Below are 20,759 nucleotides of genomic sequence, written 5' to 3'. Positions count from 1 at the left end.
CCTCGGCCTGCCCCGGCATGCTGCACTGCCATGAACTTGCGGCTCGAGAACGCGCTCTTCGGAGTCGCGCAATCGCGATCTAAATGCCTTGGAACGTTTGGTTTTCGATCATGTGAGCGTCGTTCAGCGTGAACGAGGTCTCGAACTGACGAGCATCGGACATCCCTTCCAACATCAGATCTCCGGTCACCCGCACGAGCGCAGGGATACCGTTGCCTGCCTGGACATCAATCGCCCTGACGTTGTAGTCAGCCTGCGGGAATCGAACGAGCTGTTCGAAGATCGCCAACCGACCAACGTGCGGGGTGTTCCCGACCGTGAGTTGCGCATCCGCGGCGTACCACAGCTCCAGAGCACCTTGCCTGGCCCTGAGCTGCGCGAAATAGAGGACGGTAAAAGCCGTGGCATTGTCTTGGGTGAAGTAGGTCCTGACGGTGTCATCGATCATGGCAGTTCTCCTGATCAGTGCCAGGAAGCGATCGGCGCAGATGTCGGGCTCGTTCTCCGCGGTTGCAGCCAGCCTCGTCACCAGGGCATGCAAGTCCTGCAGCACGGCCAGCTGAGCCGCCAGACGATCACGATGCGCGCCCAGCACCTGAGCCATTGCCACGGTGCCCGCGAGCACGTTCATGATCTGATCCAAGCTCAGCCCCAGCTGCCGCAGTGCCAAGACCTGATACAGGCGTCGGACATCGGTTTCCGTGTAGAGCCGGTGTCCGGTAGTGGTGCGCCTGGCCGGGCAGACCAATCCGATGCGGTCGTAGTGATGCAATGCCCGCACCGTCAATCCAGCCTCGGACGCGAGCTCACCGATCTTCCATACCGGCTCGATTCTCGACTCCGCCATCTGCTTTCGTCTCGCTCCCACTGACGCACCCTGCGCCAGCACCGCCGACGCTAGGACCTGACGCTACGTCAGGAGCAAGCCCAGCCAGAACATCCGGCGCTGCCGCGAGGCGCGCGGTTCGAAGCGGCCACGCGGCAGGGCCGAAGATCAACGCGCTGAGGCGTTCTCGGCCGGGCCGAACGCACTGATGTGCCGAATGTCGCATTGTCGTCCAACCGCGCCTGCTGTCGCGGGGCGTAGATCCGCGCAGTGGTTCAGGGCCGGCCAGCCGGTGCCTGGTCGTCGTGGTCGGTGGATTCGGAGACCTTGCGCCAGGTCCGTAGTTCGGAGATCTGGGTGTCGAGCTTGGCCTGGGTGAAACCGTAGGCGTCCGAGCCCAGGATCAGGCGCAGTGGCGGCTCGACGACCTCGGTGATGTCGACGATCGCTTTGGCGCCCTTGACCGGGTCACCGGGCTGCGCGTGGTTCACGCCTCGGGCGTGTGTGCGGGTGGCTCCGGCGGTGTCGGCGTAGTCGTCGATGATCGTGGACTCGGTGTCCAGACTGGAATCGTCGAGGAAGTCGGTGCGGAAGTAGCCGGGCTCGATCAAGGTCACCTTGATGCCGAGCGGGGCGAGTTCCTGGGACGTGGCCTCGCTGAACCCCTCCATGGCGAACTTGGTCGCGTTGTAGAGGCCCCAACCGGGAATCCCCACCACACCGGCGACGGAACTGATATTGACAATGTGTCCGTGCCGCTGCACGCGCAGGTGCGGCAGGACCGCACGCTGAATGTTCAAGGCGCCGAAGACGTTCACGTCGAAAGCGGCGCGCACCGCGGGATCGGAGACTTCTTCGACCGCGCCGAGCAGACCCCGTCCGGCGTTGTTGACCACGACGTCGATGCGACCGAACCGCTCGACGGCGGCGTCCACCACCCGGTGGGCCTGCGCTTGGTCGGTCACGTCCAGATCCAGGGCGAGCAGCCGGTCACCGGCGTCGGGCAGCAGATCGCCGATGCCCTCGGAACAACGTGCGGTCGCCACGACCCGGTGGCCGCGGTCCAGCGCCTCACGGGCGATCTCCAGTCCGAAGCCGCGGGAGGCACCGGTAATGAACCAAACACTCATGGTCTTGCTCCTTGATACGACGGCCGGGAACCGTTCCGGCCTGCTCTGCAAGCTTCGCCGCACTGCTGCACCACAACCACCACCCGACCGTGCCTAGGCATGCCACGACCAGGCATACCGAACCGCAGTTCAGAACCTCGTGCTGCCGCCGAGGCTCCACCCGCACTTGAAGAGTGCCGAAGAAGCGCTAATGCCGCTGGTCGCGCTGACCGATTCGGCCGGTGGGGGCGAGGATCAACGGGTCGGGCGCTGGACTTCTCACGATGTGCAGAGTCGGTGCGGTGCGGAGCCGCTGTGGAGCTCAACCGCGGGCGTCGGAGTCGGCCGTTCTTGTTGGCGGCGTTACCGTCTCATCGCGATCTTGCGTGGGAACCGGGCTACGAGATCGGGTTTGATACGGCTCCGATCGAGGTAAAGCCAGGTGTGGACGAGGAAGATCATCGGGCGCACAGGCGCAACTGCCTTGTCCAGTATGGGATCGAACATTCTGTAGAGGAGGGGAATATGTTGTCCATCAAGCGTTTTACCGCCGGTGCGGTCACCGCAGCTGCAGCGGCGCTGACCATCAGCACCGGCCAGGCGGGCGCGGCAATCGTTCTGGAGCCGTCGCCGAGTGCATCCGACCCGGGCGCCCCAGCGGCGCGTCCGACCGCTGACGGTGTTCCGTGGATCCAAACCGGTTCGGCCTGCATCGTGCGTTCTTTTCTGCCGCCGGGAATACTCGACGATAGCCAACTTCGTTGCTGATCAATTGAAATAGCTTCTGGGTGAGGTTATTTCACCGGTCGGCGGGGTTTGTGACGTCAAGGGTTTACCTTTGCCCGCCGACCGCGCGAAGAGTCAAGATTTCTTCGTAGACCGAGGCGCCGATCCACCGCCCCCGTACCTCGGTCGATCCGTTGGACTGAAGGCCGACGAGGCCCTGGCACGCCGTACGAGCGGCGTCGCGGCCAGCCCGAAATCCGTACGCACAGAGATTATCTCGGCACGCCGCACGTATTCGGACACAACGCAACGCGGGGCAGTCGGATGATTGGCCCCGCGCCTACGTCTACCTATCGGACGACATACCAGAGTCCGTGGCTCTGTTCGCAGTGGGTATCGCCAAACGAGCCCGCAGCTACCCGCTCGCACTCGACGAGCAGTGTGTAGGGTCCAGAAACCGTTTCAGCACTTGCGGTTGCGGTCAGGCCGACGCTTACACCGACGAGAATAGTGGCGATCCCAATGATTTTGCGGAGCATCGTCCCCCCTTGGTCGAGTCAGCCACATTGTGTGGCTGGCGTGTTGATCGTAGGATCGCTCGCGGATCGCGTGCAATCTGATTTCCATCCGCGATAACGCTGTACGGCAACAGTTTTGACGCCTTGCTACGGGTGGCGGGGGCGGGTCGACGCTTGCTCGACTACTCGACCCCGCGATCGACCGCGTACGCCAACGACTATCCGGAAACCGCTCCCTGCGATGATTGGGCTGGACCTCACGACGAAAAGAGCAGGAAGCCATGGCCGAGCTTGATCGCGAGCATCTCATCGAGCTCGTCGGTCTCATCCAGAACGCCGCGGGTAGCGAGAAGCAGCTCGATGAATGGCTGGGCCGGATCCAGGATTCGGTATCAGACCCGAATATTTCGGACTACATCTTCTGGGACTTCACCGAACCACCTTTGACCGCGGAACAAATCGTGGACAGGGCGCTGGCGTACCGGCCGATCGTGCTCGGCGGACCAGACTAGGAGCTTTGACCCCGCGTTCAAGGACTTGCCGTACGTCCTGATCAGCCGGTGAGCCTCGGTCGAGCCTGACTCGGTGGGGCCGCCGGGGAGGTGGGGAAAAGCGCGGGTAGGTAGCGAATCATCAAGGTGGACCAGGTGAGATGCGTGAGCAGGGGCGCGACGACACCGCCGGTTGCCTGGCGTTGCAGCGCGAACAGCGTGCCCATCACCGCCGAGGCGAGGACCAAGGCGGGGTTGCGGGTGGCGGTGGTGGTCAGGCAGTACACGCCGGTGGATACGGCGACCGGGTGCGTTCCGGCCACGTCGTATACCGGTCCCCGGAAGAACAGTTCCTCGCCTGCCCCGCTGACCAGCGCGATGAACAGCGTCCGGTCCGACGGAGCCTCGTCGGCGTAGCGCAGTACATCGGCGATCGCCCGGCTCAGCGTCGGAATGCGGCGGGCCACCAGCGCGCAACCGTAGAACACCCCGAACGCGGCACCGCCGATCGGCAGCGCGAAGAGTGCGCCCGATTTGTTTCCCAGCCGTGGCGGACCGAGGACCGTACCGCTCACGGCCCATGTGGCGGCGGTCGCCAAGCTCAGGCCGTAGAACGCTCGGCTGTCCGGGCGCGCCGACAGCGATGCGCGCAGCAGCCCGGCCCCGAGCGCGGTGCAGCCGGCGACCGCGGCGCGCCGCCAGGGTGCCGCTGTCACGCGGCCCGCCGAGCTTTGGCCCGCTGGCCGAGCGCCCGCAATGCCGCCTCGTCGTAGTCCAGCGGCTCGAAGGGCACCACGTCACGAATGCTGTTGTCGCGCACGATCGTTTCGTTCGTCATGGAGGCGATCAGCGAGCGCCCGGTGCGGGCGTCGACATCAGTGACCAGGGACAGCCATAGAGCGGACAGCCGCGGCGACAGGAGCGGGACCGGCATCACCACGAGCGGACGGCCTTCGATGGCCGCCAGGCGGCGGAGCATATCGCTGTAGGACAGGACCTCGGGCCCGCCGATGTCGAAGGTGCGCCTGACGGCTTCCGGAGTGTTCAGTACCCCGACGAGATAGCGGACCACGTCGGCGATCGCGATGGGTTGCGTCCTGACCCGCACCCATTTCGGGGTAACCATCGCGGGCAAGTGTTCCACCAGTTGGCGAGTCATCTCCCAGGAGATACCGCCGTGCCCGACGATCACGCCCGCCCGCAGCGTGGTGACCGGCACGTCCGCCGCGCCGAGCAGCCGCTCCACCTCACGGCGGCTGCGCAGATGCGGGGACAGGTCGTCGCGATCATCGCCCAATCCACCGAGGTAGACGATCCGGCGCAGCCCCGCGTCGGCGGCGGCCCGGCCGAAGCGCCGCGCTGCTTCGGCATCGTGCTGCTCGAAGTTCGGGTCGTCGAGCGAATGCACCAGATAGTAGGCGCTGTCGCACCCTTCCATCGCCTGCCGCAGCGAGGCAGGATCATCGACATCTCCGAGCACTGCGGTCCCCGCCCCCGAATAGGACTGCGGCCGGCGCGTCATGGCCCGCACCGCATGTCCTGCCCGCTCCAATTTCGGGCACAACCAGGTGCCGACGAAACCGGAGGCGCCTGCCACGAGCACCGTCATGCGAGATTCCTCTCCGTGAGCGAGACGAGCGGAACCAGAACGCGAGATGCCATGAACATTACCGATATGCGGAGAGAGTCCGTGGAACCTCTACACGCATACCGGCAATCGGATGTGAAGGAGGAAACGGAATGTCTGAAGTATTCCTGACCATGGCCATGTCACTCGACGGGTTCATCACCGGTCCGGACGACAACGCCGAGAACCCCGCCGGTACCAACGGGATGCGGCTGATGGACTGGCTCAGCGGCGGCGGCGCATCCGATGCGGACGTGCCCCACACCTTCCGCCCCACCTACCCCAACAGCCGGCTCGTGTTCGATGAGGCCATGGCGACCGGAGCTGTGATCACCGGGAAACGGACCGGAGACTTCGCCGGGTACTGGGGCGGAGACCATCACGACGGGGTGCCGATCTTCGTGCCGACACACCGGCCGCCGCCCGAAAACCCTTACGAGCGAGTGCATTACGTCACCGAGGGTATCGCCGCCTGTGTCGAGCAGGCCAAGCAGGCCGCTGGCGGGCGGAACGTGATGATGCACGGCGCCTACACGGGCCAGCAGGCCCTGAAGGCAGGCGTACTCGACATGATCGACATCCAGCTCCGGCCGGTCCTGCTCGGTCGCGGCCGACGACTGTTCGACGGGCTCCCCGCCGAGCACATAGAACTCGATCTCGTTCGCACGCTGGAGGATCCCGGCGTCCTGCATCTGCGCTACGTGGTGCGCAAATGACCGCACGGCTCGTGCGGACGTCGGTCACTCATCGGACAGCAAATGCGGATCCAGCCTCGACTTGGCGCCCAGCACCTCGATCCCGACAATGCGGCCCTCGGCGTCGAGATCCAGGTTGACCATGCCGCCGATCGTCATCGGATCAACCGAAACGGTCTTCGCCACGCCACCGGGCAGGATCTCGTGCGCCAGGTATATGTACGCGGCGTCGGCTACCGGGTCGTAGGTGACTCTGGGTGCGATCATGTACACATCCTGCTCGACGGCCGAAGAATGCACGCATCGATGGCTCGGGGCCTATCTGATTGAATGCGGCTCGATGATCAGGAGGTATCCATGTCGGCTTATGGCCCAGCGCTTTTCGTTTCTCGGAAAGACGGCGCGGATCTGTCTGCGGTGGAGCAGGAGCGGGTGTTCGAGCTCGTTCGAGAAGTATGCGCGGGCCTGAAAATGACTGACGGTGAGGGGTTTCCGGTCGAACCGTCGAACTACGGCTACGACGAGGAGGAGGCCAGGTCGCTGGGAATCCTGCTGTACTCCTCGTTTGCCTACGCTGGAATGCCCGAAGAAGTCTGGGCCGACGTGGAACGCGGCTGGGAACGGGAGGGCGCGAGAGTGGCGGCGCGCGTCGAGGAGTGCGCTCCCGGGGTCTACGCGTTCGTGACATACGGAGTCGAGGACTGACGCCTCCGACGGGGGATCCGGAGCTGCTCGGGGGAGATGGACTGCCATCCCACGCGCGCAGGCCGAGTACGGAGCCAATGCCGCCTACTGACAATCTCTTTCGGCGATTGACCCTGTCGGCGAGCGGCTGCCCGTCGAACGAGCGACGCAGCCGGGCCACGCACATATGCTCACCGCATGTCGACCTTTTCCATGCCCGACCTCCTGCCCTACGCCGATGTGGACGCGCGCTTGGGCGGCGTGCTATCCACCGAATTCGAGGGTGCGGGAGACGATCCCGACGATCCCACGGTGCTGTTCTTCGACGGTGACCTCACCCTCGACGGGGATTTCCTGTCCGCCATCGCCGAGCTGCGCGGCGTGGATGACGAGGGCGACGTGGATGTCGAGTTGATCGTGGTGACCGGTGACCTGACGGTCAACGGCCCGATCGCGCTCTACGAGGACCGGCCCGGGCTCTACGTCGGTGGCTGTACCCGGGCCGAGACGCTGGAGGGTGGCGATGCCGAGATCCGTATCCACGACGGCACTTTCACGCATTTGGTATATGGCTATTACAACCACGGCTCCCTGACGGCCGAAGTGGTCGACACCCCCTGGGTCATCGACTCCGACCACTACATGGCACTGACGGCCCCCGGCGCGCGCTGGGTGGACAACCTCGGCGTCTGCGACCGGGACGTCGACTTCGTCGCCGGGAACGGCCTCGACGAGGCGTTCGTGCCCGAGGTCGTCGACGACGAGGGCCGCCTGGCCATCGACGCATTCCTGGACCGGCTCCGTGCCGGACTGCCCGTCCTGCGGCCCGGGGCTAGATCGGCGCGCGAATCGGCGACCGCGGCGCTGAACGATCACCTGTCCCGGGCACTGGCCGACCGGGCCGATCATCTCGATCTGACCGGGCGCAAGCTGAAGGCGTTCCCCACCGACGTGCTCCGGATGCCGTGGCTTCGCACCCTGATCCTGGACCGCAATCCGATCCGCGAGCTGCCCGCGGAGCTCGGGTCGCTCACCGGGCTGGAGCTCCTGTCGGTGTGCGACTGCGAGTTGACCGCCCTGCCCGAATCGATCGGCGACCTGGCCGGGCTGCGGGTGCTTCGAGTCTCCGGCAACTCGTCCCTGGACCAGAACGAGGTCGAGTTCACCCTGCCCGCCACTATCGGCCGGCTGTCGGCGCTGGAGGAACTCGACATCTCCTCGCTGTCCGTCCGCACCGACGCGGAGTACGAGCCGGGCGGGATGCCGCCCGAGTCGACACAGTTCGTCCTGCCGGACACTTTCGGCGGCCTGGTCGGTCTGCGGAAGTTGATCGCCGACGGCACCAACGTCGTGTTCCCCGACTCCGCGCGCGGCCTGAACGGCGTCGAGGAGGTGTCGATGTCCGGTACTGCCGCGCGGTACCTGGTGACCTTCCCCGAGGTGGTCACCACCTTCCCGAACCTGCGCCGACTTGACCTGAGCTGCAACAACTTCGACACCGTCCCCGACAGCCTGCTCCACCTGACCCGGCTGGTGCACCTCGACCTCGGCGGCAGCCTCGGCCTGCTACGCGAGCCGCTGCCGGACCTCGGCCGCCTACCCGAGCTACGGGTCCTCGGCTTCAGCGGGCAGGCCGGCCGCGGCCCGGAGCCCGGGCACGTCTTCCTCCGGGAGCTGTTCGCAATGAAGCTGACCGGTCTGGAGGAACTCCGGATCGACAGGTGGCGCCGCGACGGCAAGCGCCGCCGGATCAAGCCCGAGCACTTCGCCGGCATCGGGACCTTCCGCCGGCTACGAACCCTCCGCCTGGCCTTCAACGGCCTCGAAGACTTGCCGCCCGACTTCGACACACTCCCCGACCTCGAGACCGTCGACCTCGACGGCAACCGGTTCCGCCGAGAGGTCCGCGACCGGATCACCGCTGCGCACCCGAGCGCTCGGATCAACTTCGGGTCATAACGGCCCAACGATCAGGACTGATCGCGTCGCATGAACGTGCGGCTTCGGGGCCGCACGGGGTCTGGTTCAGTTCGCGCGGGGGAACTCCCAGAACACGCGGGGGGTGAGTCCGACTGTGTAGCTTTCGAGTGAGCCGAGCACGCAGAGTTCGACTGTGTCGCCGCTCAGGACCGTTCGGGGGCCCGCAGGTTCCAGGAGCACGTGGTGATCCGATCCGGGTTCGCATTCACGACCGCCGCCGGCGGCAACGTAGAGCAGCCAATCGCGGTAGAGGCGGCCGTGGGCCAAGGCCAACTTGATGTGCGTGGCGGGGCCCTCGGTGCGGATATCGCCTATTTCGGCGTGGACCTGCGCCGAGACATGGTCGCCGTCGGGGACACTGCCCCCATTACCGCCGTACGAACTGACCTGGCCGCTGATGAGATCGGTGACGATGGGTGAATCGACCGACGTGCCGTCGCCGATGTATGCACTGACCTGGCTCCACATCCCACCTGATGGGTATCGAGATGTGTTGATCGGCAAGCACACTCGCCCGGTCGTGTCGGCGCCGGGCGCGATCATTCCTGTCCGGGGTAGCGCAGGGCTGTCATGGGATGAGCAGTTCAGGCTGGCTTGGCTGTTCGAATCCGTGAAGCCGTTGCGGTTGGTAGCGCCGCCGAAGAACTTCAGCGCGGCCAGATCCGCGGATTGTTAACTCTCGTTGCGCGCCTTCACCGTTACCTCGTAGTGGTCCCCGGCGAGTCTGTAGTCGGACATGGTCAGCCGCCAGGGGCCTACCGGCGCAGAACTGCCGCTGGCCAATCCGGTGGGAATCTCAGGGTGCGGTGCGGCGGGGGTTCCTATCGCCAACTGTTCGGTAACGACATCGATGATGAGGACCACTGCCAGTACCGTCGCCATGATCAGTACAGCCCGCGGCAATCTCAGCGGTAGGAGGGCCCCGAATCGGTTGGCTCCCGCGCGATCGACCGGAACCGAATCACTGGACGGAGTTTCGGTCATCGCGGCCTAACCTCAACTACTGCGGATTTCGATCCGCTCACCCGGACCTCTTGCGTTCATCGCCGACCGCGCATGCCCTATTACCCGCCAGTCACGGACTGGTGAAGTCGGGGCCGCTCGGTGGCGCACTCGAAGCTCTGCATAATATTGCAGACATGTCTATTTTCATGCGGTCGGATGTGGATCCGGATGACTACCTGCTGGGTGATGAGATCATCGAGGTCGACCATCCGGCGGTGCGAGCGCTCGCAGTGGCATTGTGGTCCGAGTCAGGTAGCCCGATCGACTACGCGCGCAACACATTCGAATGGGTTCGCGACAAGGTCGGACACTCTTATGACGTACGCGATCCTCGGGTTACGCTCACCGCGTCGGAAGTGCTGGAACATCGCGTTGGGCTCTGCTACGCGAAATCGAATCTGCTCACCGCGCTGTTGCGGGCGCAGGGGATACCGACCGCCTTGTGCTATCAGCGGCTGGCTCACGGCGAAGGTCATGTGATACACGGCTTGGTTGCCGTGCATCTCGACGGTGGTTGGTATCGCCAAGACCCGCGTGGCAACAACGCCCACGTCACCGCCGAGTTCTCGATCGGCGAGGAACGACTCGCCTATTCGGTCGACCCTGCCCAGGGCGAGATCGACTACCCGCAGCTCTTCCGTACGACGGCACCGGTCGTGGTCGATGCACTGCGGGCAGCGTCCGACACCCTCGCGATCTACGACGCCGGGCTTCCATCGGATCTCTGACTCGGGCCGCACACGCATACGGCACGGATGCAATTGTTCCTCAGCTGGTGGTTGGCGGGCTTCCTTCGACCGCGTCGAGGTCGTTGTGTGGTCTGTGCAGCTGGATGTGCTGATAGGCCCAGATGTCAGCGGTCCGAATCGATTTCGATGCCGGTGGTTGGGGGTACAGGGTGCAGTCGGGGTGCCGGGTCCGAAAGTCGTTCAGTGCTGCGGTAGTTACCTGGGTGGCGGTCAGATCGATGCGGGTGAGGTGGTAGCACTCGAGGACTGGCAGGATCGAATCGGTGACGGGGGTGCCGCGCAGGCTCAGGGTTTCGGTGGGGGGAGATGGCGTTCAGCAGGTCGGTGATGGCGCCGTCTGAGCTGTGGGGGAGGTGGAGATCGAGGTCGGTGACACGGAGGGGCGATCGAGCGGTGGGGGTGACTCCAGATGCCGTGAGGCGAAGGCGGGAGAGGGATTTCGGGAACGAGAGGTCCAATCGGATGGTGTCTCGGCCGTGCAGCTCGAGGCTGGTGAGGGCGGGGAGGGGGCTGGCGCCGAGATGGAAATGGTTGGCTTCCAGGTCCAGTCGCAGGATTCGTAGTTTCGGGAAGCGGGTGAAGGCTGCTGATACCTCGGTGGTGAGGGTGCATGCGGTATGTTCGATGATCTCCACGTTGGGCAGATCGGGGACGGCGGCGAGCATTCGGTGGTCGAAGTCGGAGGTTTCGATTTTCAATGACCACACCTGGTCCGGGGATGACCTGAGAGTCTCCAGGTCTTCGTGGCCCCAGCACTCGCTACGCGTGTGGATGCTGAATCGGTTGCCGTCGTGGGCGGGCGGTAGGACGGGGCCGACTGCATGGAATGGCGTTGTGCCACCGGGCATCTGGTAGAGCTCGTCCTCGTCGGCGCTGTACCGGCCGCAGCAGATGACTTCGATGATCGTCGCCGTGTACGAGATGCCGACAACGGCGAGGTTCACCCATTGGGGAACGTGGCCGCGCCGCCACAATGTGTCGACCACTGTCTCGAAGTCGCAGCGGTGCAAGGCGATAGCGCGGCTCCGGGAATCGTCCTCGGCGAACCGGATTTCGCCCGGCTGTGCCGGAATACCGTCGTAGGACTGGTTCAACCGAACCCTGAATGCCAGCGGCGCCGGGAGATCCTCGATCAGCTGGGTGCGTGCGCACCGCACGGCCGCTGCCGAGGCGGCGGCAAGCCGTGCGGCGAAGACTTCACGTTCCACCTGATAAACCTAGTCGGGACAGCCGTCATCTGCCCTCCGCCGTGATCGGGTGGAGCCAGGTCGCGATGTTGCGGATGTAGTTCAGGTAGGTCGTCAGCCGGGCCGGGTCGGCTTTGATCTGGGTGCCGGGTGATTCGCTGACGAACGAGGGTGCTCCCCGGTCGAGATCCCAGTTGTAGTCGGCGAAATGGTGGAAGGTCGATTCGGCAAGCGCCCGGCCCATGGTCCGGCCGTCCGCCGCGACTTCCCCGTCCAGCGCGACCGCGAGGTTGAACCGGCGGCCGGACACGATGCTGCGGCCTTGGGCGACGACGGTGGCGAAGGGTGCGCACGCCGAGACCGCGCCCTCGTGCGGGTGCGCGGGGAACCATTCGATGCGGCCGCTCCCGGAGGCGCCGGTGCGCAACAGGTCGTGCACCGGTGCCATGGCGAATACGGGCTGGTAGTCGCCATTAGCCCCGGAGTGGTAGTTGGGCCAGGAGATTGCGGGGGTGTCCTGGTCGTCGCGTGCGCGGGCGGGATCGGGATTGCGCTGGTGGAAATGGTTCACCTCGCCCAGTGAGCCGAGTCCGAGCAGGCAGCTGCCCAGGTCCTGATGATCGCGCGCGGTCAACACCCCGCCGCCGTTCTCGCGGAACCGGACGATGGCCGCCGTCTCGGTGTCGGTGAGCCCGTCGCCGGTGTCGACTGCCAGCAGCCACAATTGGTCGAAGTCCGAGTCGTCCAGACGGCTCAGGATGGGATCGTTCGCGCCGTGCACGGCCCGGTCGCGGGCGGTGACATCGTGGCCGGCGGCCCGCAGTTCGGCGGCCAGCAATGCGAACCGGGTAATGCTCCAATCGTCGGGGTGCGCGGTGATCGTCGTTTGCAGCAGGATCTTCGACATCGAAACGGACTCCCTCGCTTATTCTTTCGGTGCGGCCGGGACACGCCGGCCGGCGCGGGCGCGCAGTTCGTCTTCCTCGACGAGCGCCAGCATCGGCTGGGCCGGATCGCAGATCATGGTGACGACGAAGCGCAGCCCGATATCGTCGCGGTTGTTGCCGTCCGAATAGTGGATGACGTCGCCGCCCGGTTCCCAGAAGGCTTCTCCGGCCCGGATGACGCGTGGCGCCTCCCCTTCGAGTTCGAATCGCATCTCGCCCTCGACGACGTAGCCGAACGCGGGCCCGCCCGGATGCCGGTGCGGCGGCGCGCCGGGATCACCCGGCGGATAGGCGACGACCACCGTCATCGCATGCGCCCCATCAGGAATGAACGGCGGGGCGGCCTCTTGTACGACCGTGAACGCGGTCTGCCACACGCTGCTCTTCGCTGTCGATGCTGCCTCGGTCATCGGTACTCCTCAAAGCCGTTCTGCAGGGTCGAAAACAAGGACCGGGGACGATCGCGGGTTGTGACAACCACCCGCCGAGATTGCGGGGCAGGTGTGGCCGACTGTCACGCTTCGCCGAGACGCCTTGTCCAAGTTGTCGACACACATCCGGACGATTTGCCGAGAAGAGGTTCGACCATGGGTATCGCCGACCCCATCGAGACGCTGGAGGACTTGCGGCGTCATCTGCAATGGGCGATCGAATTGGAACACGCGACCATTCCGCCCTATCTGTGCGCGTTGTACTCCCTGGATCCGGCCGCCAATGCCGAAGCGGCGCAGGTGATCGGCAGCGTGTTCGTGGAGGAGATGCTGCATCTGGCGCTGGCGGCGAATCTGCTCAATGCCGTGGGCGGTGCACCTAAACTCGACGCGCCCGAGCTGCTGCCGTCGTACCCGCACCCGCTGCCGCACAGTGACCCGTCCATACAGCTGAACCTGGCACCGTTCGGTCCGGAATCGCTGGAGCTGTTTCTGGCCGTCGAGCGACCCGCACCGGTCGACGCCCAGCCCGAAGGCGACCGCTACCACACGATCGGGCAGTTCTACGCGGCCATCGAGAACGGGCTGTGCACCCTGGTCGACACGCTCGGCGAGGACACGGTGTTCAGCGGCGATCCCAAGCGGCAACTCAGCGAAATGCATTTCAGCAGCGGTGGCGGACAAGTGATTCCGGTGCGGGACCTGAAGTCGGCGCTCGCCGCGCTGTCCGAAATCATCGAGCAGGGCGAGGGAGCTTCCCCCACCGAAGTGTGGGACGGCGACAAGGACGTCTTCGACCCCGAACGTGACCAGGTCGCGCACTACTACCGCTTCCTGGAACTGAAGGAGGGCCGGCGCTTCCGCCCGGGCGACACGCCCCAGTCCGGTCCGACCGGCGAACCGATCCAGCTGGATTTCACGAAAGTTCAGCCGATGCGCGCCAATCCGCGCAGCACCGACTATCCCGAGGACAGCCCCATTCGGGCCGCGCAGCGCGAATTCGACAATACCTACTGCCTGCTGCTGTATCTCCTCGAGGACACCTTCAACGGCAGCCCATCGCAGATGCGCGACGCGGTGGGTGCGATGTACGCCCTGAAATCCCAAGCCCAGGCACTGATGAAGATGCCCAGCGGCGACGGACGAACCACGGCGGGACCGACATTCGAATATGTGGCGCCCGAGGACCGGGAGTAGTCGCATGACCACGCCCCAACCGAAGCGGATCGACGCGGGCCTGCTGAACGTCGCCTACCTCGAATACGGTCCCGCCACGGCGCCACCGGTCATCCTGCTGCACGGCTGGCCCTACGACGTGCACAGCTTCATCGAGGTCGCCCCGCTGCTGGCCGACGCCGGATACCGGGTGCTCGTGCCGTACCTGCGCGGATACGGTCCCACCAGATTCTTGTCCGATCGGACCGTGCGCAACGGCCAGCAGTCCGCCATCGCCCGCGACATCGTCGATTTCATGGACGCCCTGCACATCGAGTCCGCGATTCTCGGCGGATTCGACTGGGGCGCAAGGGCAGTCGACATCATCGCCGCGCTGTGGCCGCGGCGATGCCGGGCGATCGTGCCGGTCAGCGGGTACATCCTCACCCAGCGCGAGGCCCAGCAGCAGCCGCTCTCGCCCGGGGCCGAACTCGGCTGGTGGTATCAGTACTACTTCGCCACCGAACGCGGCCGCCGCGGCTACAGCCGCAATCGCTACGAATTCAATCGGTTGATCTGGCAGCGCGCCTCCCCGCAGTGGGACTTCGACGACGCCACCTACGACCGCACCGCCGCCGCCTTCGACAACCCCGACCATGTCGACGTCGTCATCTCCAACTACCGCTGGCGGCTGAGCCTGGACCCGGGCGAACCCCGCTACGACGACTACGAACGGCGACTCGCCGCTGCGCCCGCCCTCACCGTCCCGGCCATCAGCATCGGCAGCGATTTCGACGGGGCGAACAAGGACGGAAAGTCCTACCGCGACAAGTTCACCGGCCCCTACGAACATCGTGTCCTCGACGGTGTCGGACACAACGTGCCGCAGGAGGCCCCGGCGGAGTTCGCCCGGGCCGTCCTCGACGCGGACCGGCTCGCCCGCGAGGTCGATGTCACGAGTTCGCGGTCTGCCTTGTCCTCGATACAGGGCACTCTCACCAGCCCCACCGCAACAGTCACACGGAAGGATCGAGCATGAAGATCGTCGTCATCGGCGGCACCGGCCTGATCGGCTCGCAGGTCGTCACCCGTCTCAACGAGCACGGCCACCAGGCGGTAGCGGCCGCCCCGAACACCGGCGTGAACACGCTGACCGGCGAAGGCGTGAAGGAGGTGCTGCAGGATGCGAACGTCGTTGTCGACGTCTCCAATTCGCCGTCGTTCGCCGACGACGACGTCATGAACTTCTTCCGCACCTCCACCACCAATCTGCTGCGGGCGGCCGAGGCGGCCGGCGTCGGGCACTATGTCGCGCTGTCGGTGGTCGGCACCGACCGGCTGCCCGAGTCCGGATATCTGCGCGCGAAGGTGGCGCAGGAAGAATTGATCAAGGGTTCGGGCCTGCCGTATTCGCTCGTGCACTCGACGCAGTTCTTCGAATTCGCCGGGGGCATCGCCGATTCCGCGACCGTCGACGGCAAGATCCGGCTGCCGGGCGCGGGCGTGCAGCCGATCGCCGCCGAGGAAGTGGCGCCGGTGGTCGGGGCGACCGCGGCGGGCGCACCCCTCAACGGCACCCTCGAGATCGGCGGACCCGAGGTGTTCGGTATGGACCAGTGGATCGGGACCGTACTGCGGGCACGCAAGGATGTGCGCGAGGTCATCACCGACCCGCAGGCCCGCTACTTCGGAGCCGTCCTGAAGCAGGACAGCCTGCTGCCGGGACCGGGCGCGCACCTGGCGCGAATCCGGCTGTCGGAGTGGCTGGCTCGTCAGTGAGCTGACCGCGCGGGCGGCCGTGCGCCGCCCGCGCATCGGTTCCGTTCGAAGGGAAATGAAACGATGTTTACTCCGGACGAACGCCGGTTCGCGACGTCCGTGCTCGTCATCGGCACCGGCGGCGCCGGCCTGCGCGCCGCGATCGAGCTGGCCGAACGCGGCGTGGACGTCATCGTGCTCGGCAAACGACCCAAGGCCGACGCCCACACCACCCTGGCCGCGGGCGGTATCAATGCCGCCCTGTCGACCATGGACGTCGAGGACAGCTGGCAGCAGCACGCGGCCGACACCATCACCGAGAGTTATCTGCTGGCCCGCCCCGATACCGTGCGGGTGGTCGCCGCGAACGCCGCGCGCGGTATCGAAGACCTGGAACGATGGGGAATGCCCTTCGCCCGGGAATCCGACGGGCGGATCTCGCAGCGGTTCTTCGGCGCGCACACCTACCGGCGTACCGCCTTCGCCGGCGACTACACCGGGCTCGAGATTCAGCGCACCCTGGTGAACCGCGCCGCGCTGCTCGGCATCCCGATCATCGACACCTGCTATGTGACCCGGATCCTGGTGCGCGACAACGTGGTCTTCGGCGCGTACGGGTTCGATCTCGACACCGGATCCCGCTATGTGTTCCATGCCGACGCGGTGATCCTGGCAGCCGGGGGACACACCCGGATCTGGCGGCGCACCTCCTCGCGCCGCGACGAGAACACCGGTGACTCGTTCCGCCTGGCAGTGCTGGCCGGGGCCCGCATCCGGGACCCGGAGCTGGTGCAGTTCCATCCCTCCGGGCTCATCGAACCCGAGAATGCCGCGGGCACACTGGTGTCCGAGGCGGCGCGCGGCGAAGGCGGCATCCTGCGCAACGCCGCCGGGGAACGGTTCATGAAACGATACGACCCCGAACGCATGGAACTGTCCACCCGGGACCGGGTCGCGCTCGCCGCCTACACCGAGATCAAGGAAGGGCGCGGAACGCCGAACGGCGGTGTGTGGCTCGATGTTTCGCATCTGCCGCGCGAGACCATCATGCGGCGGCTGCCACGGGTCTATCAGACGATGCTCGAACTGCAGATGCTCGACATCACCCGCGACCCCATCGAGATCGCGCCCACCGCCCACTATTCGATGGGCGGGGTGTGGGTTCGATCCGAGGACCACGGCACCGGGGTCGAGGGGCTCTACGCCATCGGCGAGGCCTCCAGCGGCCTGCACGGTGCGAACCGGCTCGGCGGCAACTCGCTGATCGAGCTGCTCGTCTACGGCCGCATCGTCGGTGAGGCGGCCGCCCGGTACTCGAACGAGCTGTCCGCGCAACAACGTTCGACCGGCGCGGTCGACGAGGCGCGTGGCGAAGTCGACGGCCTGCTGGCGGCCGACGGGCGAGAAAACGTTCGCGCTCTGCAACGGGCGTTGCGCAACACCATGACCGAACACGCCGGCGTGGTACGTGACGAGGCCGGCCTGCGCCAGGGGTTGTCCGAACTCGGCGAGGTCGAGCAGCGAGCGGCGAATATCGGTGTGCACCCCGATGCCGCCGGATTCCAGGACCTGGCGCACGCCTTCGATCTGAAGTCCTCGATGCTCGCGGCGCGCGCCACCCTGGAGGCCGCCCTCGAACGACGCGAGACCCGCGGCTGCCACAACCGTTCCGACTATCCGGAGTTGGATCCGGCACTGCGGGTGAACCTGGTGTGGTCGGGACCCGGGCGGCTCGAACACGAACCGATTCCCGAGGTTCCCGAGGACATCGCGCCGCTCATGCGGGATGTCTCCAGCGCGGGAAAGCTGGTCGAATAATGCTGGGGTACGGGCGCTTCGAGCGCCCATACCCCTTTTCACACCGCCGGGGCACGCAGGGCGAGCGCCAGGGCCCCGGCGGCGACGAGGGCGATCGTCGCCACCGTCGCGACCGGGAAGCCCGCGGTGGCGAGCGGGGTGAGCAGGATCAGCGCCGCCCCGGTGCACAGTACGCGCGGGCGAAGGCGCGACACCGACGGCAACCCGGCATGCGCCGCCCACAACAGGATCAGGAACACTGCCGCGGGAATCGCGACCGCGAAGCCACCGGCGAGTACGGACGTACCGCGGCCGTCGCTCTCGCGCACGGCCACTTCCAACCCCGCGCCGAGCGCCGCCAGCGCCGCGAAGATCGCGTAATGGCTGTAGCCCCACAGGAACGACCAGGTGCGGCGTTCGGCCAGGCCCGCACCGCCTGGCTGTAGGTCGTAGAGCCACCACAGGACGAACAGCAGCACCAGCCCCGACAACGCGACCACCACCAGTGCCGGATGGAAACCACCATCGAGTGCCTCGGCCACTCCGGAGGACACCGCGAGCACGCTCTCCCCGAGCAGAATGATCGTGAAAAGCGTGTAGCGCTCGGCGATATGGTGCGGATGCCACGCGGTGCCGCCCTCCCGCTCGGCCCACACCGGCACCGCCAGCTCCGCGGCCACCAGCATCAGGAACACCGGCCGCGACGCGAGATCCGGCAGCACGCCGGCCAGTGCCAGCGCGAGCCGCACCAGCCACAGCGCCTCCAGCACCACGATGCCCGTCGCGTAGCGCAGCGCGGTGCGGCGGCCTGCCGGGTCCCCGTATGCCGCGCGTAACCATTGCACGACAAGGCAACTCCGCATCACCAGATAGCCGATGGTGATGGCGGTGTAGTCGTCGTGCTCGAACGCGGCGGGCACACCGGCCGCCAGCACCAGCACGCCCGCCATCTGCAGCAGGGTCAGCAGCCGGTACGGCACGTCGTCGGTGTCGTAGGAGGAGGCGAACCAGGTGAAGTTCATCCACGCCCACCAGATAGCGAAGAACACCTGGAGGAACGGCGCCAGCGCCGGCATCGGATGCCCCGCGCCGAGGGCGTGACCGAGCTGCGCGACGATACCGGCGACCGCGACCACGAAGGTCAGGTCGAACAGCAGCTCCAGCCCCGTCGCCGCCCGATGCGGTTCGTCGATCGACCGGCCGCGCATCCGGACCCGCAGCGGCCCTCTCCGGTCGGCAGGACGTGAGTTCGTGCTCATGGACAGTACTTCCTGAAGTGTTGGGGGAAGAGGAAACACGCTGAGCCGCAGCCGGTTTCGGCCGACTGCGGCTCAGTGACGTGCAGAGGGTGCCGGTCAGGCGTGCGCGGGTGTGGTCGCACGCACCGCATCGAGGATCGATGCCGCCACCGCGTCCGGCTGGGAGACCGCCAGCGCGTGCGAAGCGCCCGGTACCTCGCGGGTGCCCTTGGCCGCGGCCCGGACGGCCATGAAACGGTGCAGGGCCACCGGGATATTGAGGTCCGCGTCGCTGAAGACGAACCAGGACGGGACCGATTTCCAGGCCGGGTTCCGCGACGGCAATCCCGTGGTCAGGGCGAGCTCGGTGACTGGGCGCTGGGTCGCGCTCATCACCGCGGCGGTGGCGGCCGGTACGTCGGCGGCGAACTGGTGATGGAACGCCTCGGGCCGAATGGCGAATTCGTTACCGCCATCGGTGATCGGATAGGCGGTGAGTGCCTCGCCGAGGGTGCTGCCCGGGAATTTGCCCGACAGTTCCAGCGCGGACTCGTCGGCTTCGGGCGCGAACGCGCAGACGTAGACGAGCGCGGCGACCTTGTCATTGCCGGTGGCCGCTTCGGTGATGACCAGGCCGCCGTAGGAATGGCCGACGAGCACGACGGGGGCGTCGATGCTCGCGATCACATCACGTAGATAGGCGGCGTCGCCGGGCAGGTCGCGCAGCGGGTTGGCGGCGGCGACCACCTCGAGGGATCTGGCCTGCAACCGTTCCACGACGCCGGACCAGCTGGCGGATTCCGCGAACGCGCCGTGCACGAGGACGACGGTGGGCTTCTGATGGGTCATTTCATTCTCTCTTCCGGGGAGGGGGTTGGTCGAGTCAGTGCAGCGCGGCCCGCAGCACGCGGATGGCCTGTTCGATCGCGGCGCTGGAGGCCGCGGTGTCGCGCACCGGGTTGAGCATCATGAAGTCGTGCAGGGTGCCGTTGTACCGGAGGCTGGTGGTCCGCACTCCGGCCTGGGTGAGCTTGCGGCCGTAGGCTTCTCCCTCGTCGCGCAGGACGTCGTTCTCGTCTACGACCAGGAACGCCTCGGGCAGCCCGGCCAGGTCCTCGAGGCGGGCCCGCAGCGGTGAGGCGGTGATCTCGTCACGGCCTTCGGGGTCCGGCAGATACGCGTCCCAGAACCACGCCATCGCCTTGGCAGTGAGGTTGGGGCCGTCGGCGAACTCGCGGTAGCTCGGCGTGTCCTGACCGGCGTCGGTGACCGGGTAGTAGAGCGACTGGTGGACGAACCGCACATCGCCGCGGCGCTTGGCCAGGATCGTCACGGCTGCGGTCATATTGCCGCCCACCGAATCCCCGGCCACCGCCAGCCTGGACGCGTTCAAACCTTCGCTCGCACCGTGTTCGGTGATCCACCGCGCGGTGGCGTAGGCCTGCTCGATCGCCACCGGATAGCGCGCCTCGGGCGACCGGTCGTACTCCACGAACACGAGCGCGGCCCGGGCCCCGACGGCCAGCTCCCGGACCAGCCGGTCGTGCGTGCCGGCATTGCCGAGCACCCAGCCGCCGCCGTGGATGTACAGGATCGCGGGCAGATCACCTTCCGCGTCAACGGGTTTGACGATGCGGACCCGTACATCCCCGACTTCGGCGGGTACGGTGATCCACTTGTCCCGCACGGGAAGTTTGTCGATCGGCGCCGCCTGCACGTCATCGAGGACCTTGCGGGCGCCTTCGACTCCGAGTTCGTACAGGAGCGGCGGTCGGGCGGTGGCGTCGGCGAACTGTTGCGCCGACGGTTCGAGGATGGGTTTCGTCATCGGTGAGC

21 protein-coding genes and 1 pseudogene are annotated in these 20,759 nt (G+C 66.4%); 10 read left to right on the top strand and 12 right to left on the bottom strand.

Going from position 1 to position 20,759, the window contains the following annotated elements; all coding sequences use genetic code 11:
• Nucleotides 1-79: 79 nt before the first annotated feature.
• On the bottom strand, nt 80-847 hold the full coding sequence (locus LTV02_RS12400; RefSeq protein ID WP_233040139.1) for a MerR family transcriptional regulator: 768 nt from the start codon (nt 845-847) through the stop codon (nt 80-82).
• A 254-nt stretch (nt 848-1,101) separates the two neighbouring features.
• Entirely contained in the window at nt 1,102-1,956 is an 855-nt protein-coding gene (locus LTV02_RS12395) for an oxidoreductase (RefSeq protein WP_233040138.1), read from the bottom strand.
• A 504-nt stretch (nt 1,957-2,460) separates the two neighbouring features.
• Between LTV02_RS12395 and LTV02_RS12390 the strand changes: the two genes are divergently transcribed.
• Together LTV02_RS12390 and LTV02_RS12385 are read left to right on the top strand one after the other, a co-directional pair.
• Nucleotides 2,461-2,703: a hypothetical protein gene (locus LTV02_RS12390; RefSeq protein WP_233040137.1), complete on the top strand. Its 243-nt coding sequence runs from the start codon at nt 2,461-2,463 to the stop codon at nt 2,701-2,703.
• 757 nt (nt 2,704-3,460) lie between these two features.
• Nucleotides 3,461-3,691: a hypothetical protein gene (locus LTV02_RS12385; RefSeq protein ID WP_233040136.1), complete on the top strand. Its 231-nt coding sequence runs from the start codon at nt 3,461-3,463 to the stop codon at nt 3,689-3,691.
• Nucleotides 3,692-3,732: 41 nt separating this feature from the next.
• Here LTV02_RS12385 and LTV02_RS12380 read toward each other — a convergent pair whose 3' ends face one another.
• On the bottom strand, nt 3,733-4,386 hold the full coding sequence (locus LTV02_RS12380; protein ID WP_233040135.1) for a CPBP family intramembrane glutamic endopeptidase: 654 nt from the start codon (nt 4,384-4,386) through the stop codon (nt 3,733-3,735).
• On the bottom strand, nt 4,383-5,279 hold the full coding sequence (locus LTV02_RS12375; protein WP_233040134.1) for an NAD(P)H-binding protein: 897 nt from the start codon (nt 5,277-5,279) through the stop codon (nt 4,383-4,385). Before LTV02_RS12375 ends, LTV02_RS12380 begins: the two co-directional genes overlap by 4 nt.
• Before the next feature lie 131 nt (nt 5,280-5,410).
• On the opposite strand from LTV02_RS12375, the gene LTV02_RS12370 reads away from it, so the two are divergent.
• Entirely contained in the window at nt 5,411-6,013 is a 603-nt protein-coding gene (locus LTV02_RS12370) for a dihydrofolate reductase family protein (protein ID WP_233040133.1), read from the top strand.
• A gap of 24 nt (nt 6,014-6,037) precedes the next feature.
• Here the strand turns inward: LTV02_RS12370 and LTV02_RS12365 are convergent, their stop codons facing one another.
• The gene (locus LTV02_RS12365; protein ID WP_233040132.1) at nt 6,038-6,259 is read right to left on the bottom strand and encodes a DUF2283 domain-containing protein; all 222 of its coding nucleotides are present in this window, start codon (nt 6,257-6,259) and stop codon (nt 6,038-6,040) included.
• Between the two features lie 90 nt (nt 6,260-6,349).
• On the opposite strand from LTV02_RS12365, the gene LTV02_RS12360 reads away from it, so the two are divergent.
• Nucleotides 6,350-6,697 carry a hypothetical protein gene (locus LTV02_RS12360; protein WP_233040131.1) on the top strand — a complete coding sequence of 116 codons (348 nt, stop codon included), beginning with the start codon at nt 6,350-6,352 and terminating at the stop codon, nt 6,695-6,697.
• 177 nt (nt 6,698-6,874) lie between these two features.
• On the top strand, nt 6,875-8,635 hold the full coding sequence (locus LTV02_RS12355; protein ID WP_233040130.1) for a leucine-rich repeat domain-containing protein: 1,761 nt from the start codon (nt 6,875-6,877) through the stop codon (nt 8,633-8,635).
• A gap of 66 nt (nt 8,636-8,701) precedes the next feature.
• Here the strand turns inward: LTV02_RS12355 and LTV02_RS12350 are convergent, their stop codons facing one another.
• The gene (locus LTV02_RS12350; RefSeq protein ID WP_233040129.1) at nt 8,702-9,124 is read right to left on the bottom strand and encodes a hypothetical protein; all 423 of its coding nucleotides are present in this window, start codon (nt 9,122-9,124) and stop codon (nt 8,702-8,704) included.
• A gap of 671 nt (nt 9,125-9,795) precedes the next feature.
• Here LTV02_RS12350 and LTV02_RS12345 point away from each other — a divergent pair.
• Nucleotides 9,796-10,389: a transglutaminase-like domain-containing protein gene (locus LTV02_RS12345; RefSeq protein WP_233040128.1), complete on the top strand. Its 594-nt coding sequence runs from the start codon at nt 9,796-9,798 to the stop codon at nt 10,387-10,389.
• A gap of 125 nt (nt 10,390-10,514) precedes the next feature.
• Here the strand turns inward: LTV02_RS12345 and LTV02_RS12340 are convergent, their stop codons facing one another.
• The 3 genes from LTV02_RS12340 to LTV02_RS12330 are packed head-to-tail and all read right to left on the bottom strand — an operon-like array spanning nt 10,515 to nt 12,954.
• Nucleotides 10,515-11,618, bottom strand: coding sequence for a hypothetical protein (locus LTV02_RS12340; protein WP_233040127.1), 1,104 nt, complete (start codon nt 11,616-11,618; stop codon nt 10,515-10,517).
• 25 nt (nt 11,619-11,643) lie between these two features.
• Nucleotides 11,644-12,504 (bottom strand): hypothetical protein, encoded by an 861-nt coding sequence (locus LTV02_RS12335; protein ID WP_233040126.1) that lies wholly within the window; start codon nt 12,502-12,504, stop codon nt 11,644-11,646.
• Nucleotides 12,505-12,522: 18 nt separating this feature from the next.
• On the bottom strand, nt 12,523-12,954 hold the full coding sequence (locus tag LTV02_RS12330; protein WP_233040125.1) for a cupin domain-containing protein: 432 nt from the start codon (nt 12,952-12,954) through the stop codon (nt 12,523-12,525).
• A gap of 177 nt (nt 12,955-13,131) precedes the next feature.
• Here LTV02_RS12330 and LTV02_RS12325 point away from each other — a divergent pair, with 177 nt between their 5' ends.
• From LTV02_RS12325 to LTV02_RS12310, 4 genes and pseudogenes are all read left to right on the top strand, one after another.
• On the top strand, nt 13,132-14,172 hold the full coding sequence (locus LTV02_RS12325) for a ferritin-like domain-containing protein (protein WP_233040124.1): 1,041 nt from the start codon (nt 13,132-13,134) through the stop codon (nt 14,170-14,172).
• Nucleotides 14,147-15,067 (top strand): annotated as a pseudogene (locus tag LTV02_RS12320) (alpha/beta fold hydrolase); the annotation flags it as partial. The gene LTV02_RS12325 and the pseudogene LTV02_RS12320, both read left to right, overlap by 26 nt.
• A gap of 98 nt (nt 15,068-15,165) precedes the next feature.
• Entirely contained in the window at nt 15,166-15,909 is a 744-nt protein-coding gene (locus LTV02_RS12315; RefSeq protein ID WP_233040123.1) for an SDR family oxidoreductase, read from the top strand.
• Nucleotides 15,910-15,972: 63 nt separating this feature from the next.
• Nucleotides 15,973-17,706 carry an L-aspartate oxidase gene (locus LTV02_RS12310; RefSeq protein ID WP_233040122.1) on the top strand — a complete coding sequence of 578 codons (1,734 nt, stop codon included), beginning with the start codon at nt 15,973-15,975 and terminating at the stop codon, nt 17,704-17,706.
• Between the two features lie 38 nt (nt 17,707-17,744).
• On the opposite strand, the gene LTV02_RS12305 is transcribed toward LTV02_RS12310, so the two are convergent.
• The 3 genes from LTV02_RS12305 to LTV02_RS12295 form a co-directional block, all read right to left on the bottom strand.
• Nucleotides 17,745-18,944: a low temperature requirement protein A gene (locus LTV02_RS12305; RefSeq protein ID WP_233040121.1), complete on the bottom strand. Its 1,200-nt coding sequence runs from the start codon at nt 18,942-18,944 to the stop codon at nt 17,745-17,747.
• Nucleotides 18,945-19,040: 96 nt separating this feature from the next.
• Nucleotides 19,041-19,772: an alpha/beta fold hydrolase gene (locus LTV02_RS12300; RefSeq protein ID WP_233040120.1), complete on the bottom strand. Its 732-nt coding sequence runs from the start codon at nt 19,770-19,772 to the stop codon at nt 19,041-19,043.
• Between the two features lie 34 nt (nt 19,773-19,806).
• Entirely contained in the window at nt 19,807-20,751 is a 945-nt protein-coding gene (locus tag LTV02_RS12295) for an alpha/beta hydrolase (protein ID WP_233040119.1), read from the bottom strand.
• Nucleotides 20,752-20,759: the final 8 nt, after the last annotated feature.

This window comes from Nocardia yamanashiensis (assembly GCF_021183565.1).
Taxonomy (GTDB): Bacteria; Actinomycetota; Actinomycetes; order Mycobacteriales; family Mycobacteriaceae; genus Nocardia; species Nocardia yamanashiensis.
The sequence above is the reverse complement of the archived record's forward strand: the minus strand, read 5'-3'. Positions and strand labels throughout refer to the sequence as shown.